Origin of the sequence: Amycolatopsis aidingensis (genome assembly GCF_018885265.1) — a bacterium.
Classification (GTDB): domain Bacteria; phylum Actinomycetota; class Actinomycetes; order Mycobacteriales; family Pseudonocardiaceae; genus Amycolatopsis; species Amycolatopsis aidingensis.
The window spans coordinates 4,639,758-4,642,520 of sequence record NZ_CP076538.1; the positions used below are offsets into that span (position 1 = coordinate 4,639,758).

The following is a 2,763-nucleotide window of genomic DNA, read 5'->3' on the forward strand; positions in this document are numbered from 1 at the left end:
GCTCAGGAACTCTCGATGCTGATCGCCTGTGAGGGGCACACCCCCGCGGCCTCCTCGACCGAGCGGCGCGCGGCCTCGTCCGGCTCGGCCACCAGCAGCCGCACCCTGCCGTCCTCGTCGTTCTGGTCGAACACCGTGGAGTCGGTGAGCACGCACAGGCCGGAGCCGGCACAACGGTCGTGGTCGATCACTACCCGCATCGTGTCTCCTCTCTCGGCTGCCTACCAGCGGACCGGAACGCTGCTCAGCCCGAACGGCGGGCTGTCCTTGAACGGCAGTTCCTCCACCGGCACCGCCAGCTCCAGCGTGGGGATGCGCCGGAACAGCGTGTTGTAGACGATCTCCAGCTCCATCCGGGCCAGGTTCTGGCCGAGGCACTGGTGCGCGCCGTGCCCGAACGCGAGGTGGTTGCGCGCCTTGCGCATGATGTCCAGCTTGTCCGGCTCCGGGTACACCGACTCGTCCCGGTTGCCGGAACCGCACAGCGCCATGATCGCGTCGCCCTCGCGGATGGTGACGCCGTCCAGCTCGATATCGGCGGTCGCGCCGCGGGCAGGCAGGTAGTCGGTGATGCTGAAGTAACGCAGCAGTTCCTCGACCGCGTCCGGGGTCAGCTCCGGATCGGCCTTCATCTTCTCCAGCTGCTCGGGATGCTGCAGCAGGCCCACGACGCCGAGCGAGATCATGTTGGCGCTGGTCTCGTGCCCGGCCAGCAGCAGCAGCTTCGCGATCGCCGTCATGTCATGCCGGTCGAGCAGCTGGGCTTCCTTGTTCTTCTCGATCAGCCTGCCGAACAGGTCGTCGGTGGGTTCCTGTTCCTTGTCCGCGACGACCTGCGACATGAAGTCCAGCAGGCTGCGGTTGGCGACGTAGATCTCCTGCGGGTCGCTGCTGATCATCGAGCGCGCGGTCTGTTGCACGAAGGCGTGGTGCTCGCGGGGAACACCGAGCAGCTCGCAGATGATCAGCGAGGGCACCGGGAGGGAGAACTCGGTCATCAGGTCCGCGGAGTTGTCCCCTTCGAGCATCGCGTCGATATGCTCGTCCACGATCTCCTGGATCCGCGGGCGCAGCGCACGCATCCGCTTCACCGTGAACTCGGGGATCAGCATCGCCCTACGCTCGGTGTGCACCGGCGGGTCCATCCACACCAGCGACATGTCGAGTTCCTTGACCAGTTCCGGCGGGATCGGGGCGACCGGGTACGAGGGATGCAGCCGGTCCGAGGTGACCCGCGAGTCGAGCAGCACCTTCTGCACATCGGCGTGTTTGGTGACCAGCCACCCGGTGCTACCGGTCGGCATCGGGAAGGAGGCGATCGGCTGCTCAGCGCGCAGCGTCGCGTACTCCGGCGGGTTGCTGAACGGGCAGGTCCTGGCGAGCGGCCAGGTCGCGGCCTCGTGCGGCCTGGGACCCGCGTCGGTCTCGGTCATCGGGATCCTCTCCTAGCGGTATCGGTTCGGTGGAAGCAGGCAGATCACCAGGTCACCGGAATCTCGTGGAATCCGTAGGGCTGCACGTCCTTCAGTGGCAGCTCGTCCACCCCTACGGCCAGCCGCAGGTCGGGGATGCGGGCGAACAGGGTGCGGAAGACGATGTCCAGCGCCATCCGGGCCAGGTTCTGGCCGAGGCACTGATGGGTCCCGTAGCCGAAGGCGAGGTGGTTGCGCGCGCCACGGTGGATGTCGAACGTGTCGGGGTTGTCGAAGACCCGCTCGTCCCGGTTCGAGGCGCCGGTGAGCACGAAGATCCCGTCGCCATCCGGGATGACCGTGTCCCCGACCTTCACATCCGCGATGGCGGCCCTGGACAGCATGACGTCGGTGATGTTGAGGTAGCGGAGCAGTTCCTCCACCGCGTTCGGGGTGAGGCTCGGGTCGGCCTTCAGTTCCGCGAGCTGGTCGGGGTGCTCGAGCAGGGCGACGGTGCCGAGGCCGATCAGGTTCGTGGTGGTCTCGTGCCCCGCCTGCAGCAGCAGCCTGGCCATCGCGACCATATCGTCCAGGTCCAGCTGGTCGGCCTCCGCGCGCTCGCGGTTGCTCACCACCAGCCTGCCGAGCAGATCGTCTCCCGGTTCCTCGTGCTTGGCACGCACCAGCTCGTCCAGGTAGGCGTTCAGCCGCAGGAAGGCGGGCGGCCGGTCCTCCGGGTTGCGCGCGAGAGTCCCTCGGGTGATTTCCTCCACTGTGGACAGATCCTGCTCGGGTACGCCGATCAGCTCACAGATCATCAGCGAGGGCACCGGCTTGGCCAGCGCCTGCATCAGGTCCACCGGACGCGGACCGGCCAGCATCGCGTCGATGTGCTGGTCCACCAGCTGCTGGATGTGTGGGCGCAGTTCCTGCATCCGCTTGACCGTGAAGGTCTGGTTGGCCATCCGCCGCTGCACGGTGTGTTCCGGCGGGTCCATCCCGGCCAGCGACTGGTTGAACTCCTTCAGCATCTCCTTCGGGATGGGCGCGACCGGGTGATCCTGGCGGGTACGGTCCGAGCTCACCCCCGGGTCGAGCAGCACCTGCCGGGCGTCGTCATACCTGCTGACCAGCCAGCCCCGCTTGCCGGTCGGCAACGGCACCGAGGGCAGGCCGGGGGTGTCCCGCAGCCCGGCGTAGCCCTCGGGTACGTCGAACGGGCAGGTACGCGGCATCGGGAACGGCGGCGCCTCGGCGGCCTCGCCGCCGGAATCCGCGACATCGGTCATGACCGGACCAGCTCCTTACCTATCCGCAGACGACCGGGTAACACCTCGAAATCCCGGGAATG

3 protein-coding genes are annotated in these 2,763 nt (G+C 67.6%); all 3 read right to left on the reverse strand.

Annotation, left to right across the window (positions count from 1 at the left end):
* Positions 1 to 2: 2 nt before the first annotated feature.
* The 3 genes from KOI47_RS21340 to KOI47_RS21350 are packed head-to-tail and all read right to left on the reverse strand — an operon-like array spanning position 3 to position 2,701.
* Positions 3 to 200, reverse strand: coding sequence for a ferredoxin (locus tag KOI47_RS21340; protein ID WP_216206343.1), 198 nt, complete (start codon positions 198 to 200; stop codon positions 3 to 5).
* A gap of 21 nt (positions 201 to 221) precedes the next feature.
* The gene (locus KOI47_RS21345; protein ID WP_216206346.1) at positions 222 to 1,433 is read right to left on the reverse strand and encodes a cytochrome P450; all 1,212 of its coding nucleotides are present in this window, start codon (positions 1,431 to 1,433) and stop codon (positions 222 to 224) included.
* A gap of 44 nt (positions 1,434 to 1,477) precedes the next feature.
* Positions 1,478 to 2,701, reverse strand: coding sequence for a cytochrome P450 (locus KOI47_RS21350; RefSeq protein WP_216206351.1), 1,224 nt, complete (start codon positions 2,699 to 2,701; stop codon positions 1,478 to 1,480).
* Positions 2,702 to 2,763: the final 62 nt, after the last annotated feature.

Excerpts from the sequence above, each read along its gene's own strand:
- KOI47_RS21350 (WP_216206351.1), bottom strand. The coding sequence starts at position 2,701 with ATGACCGATGTCGCGGATTCCGGCGGCGAGGCCGCCGAGGCGCCGCCG.
- KOI47_RS21340 (WP_216206343.1), bottom strand. The coding sequence starts at position 200 with ATGCGGGTAGTGATCGACCACGACCGTTGTGCCGGCTCCGGCCTGTGC.
- KOI47_RS21345 (WP_216206346.1), bottom strand. The coding sequence starts at position 1,433 with ATGACCGAGACCGACGCGGGTCCCAGGCCGCACGAGGCCGCGACCTGG.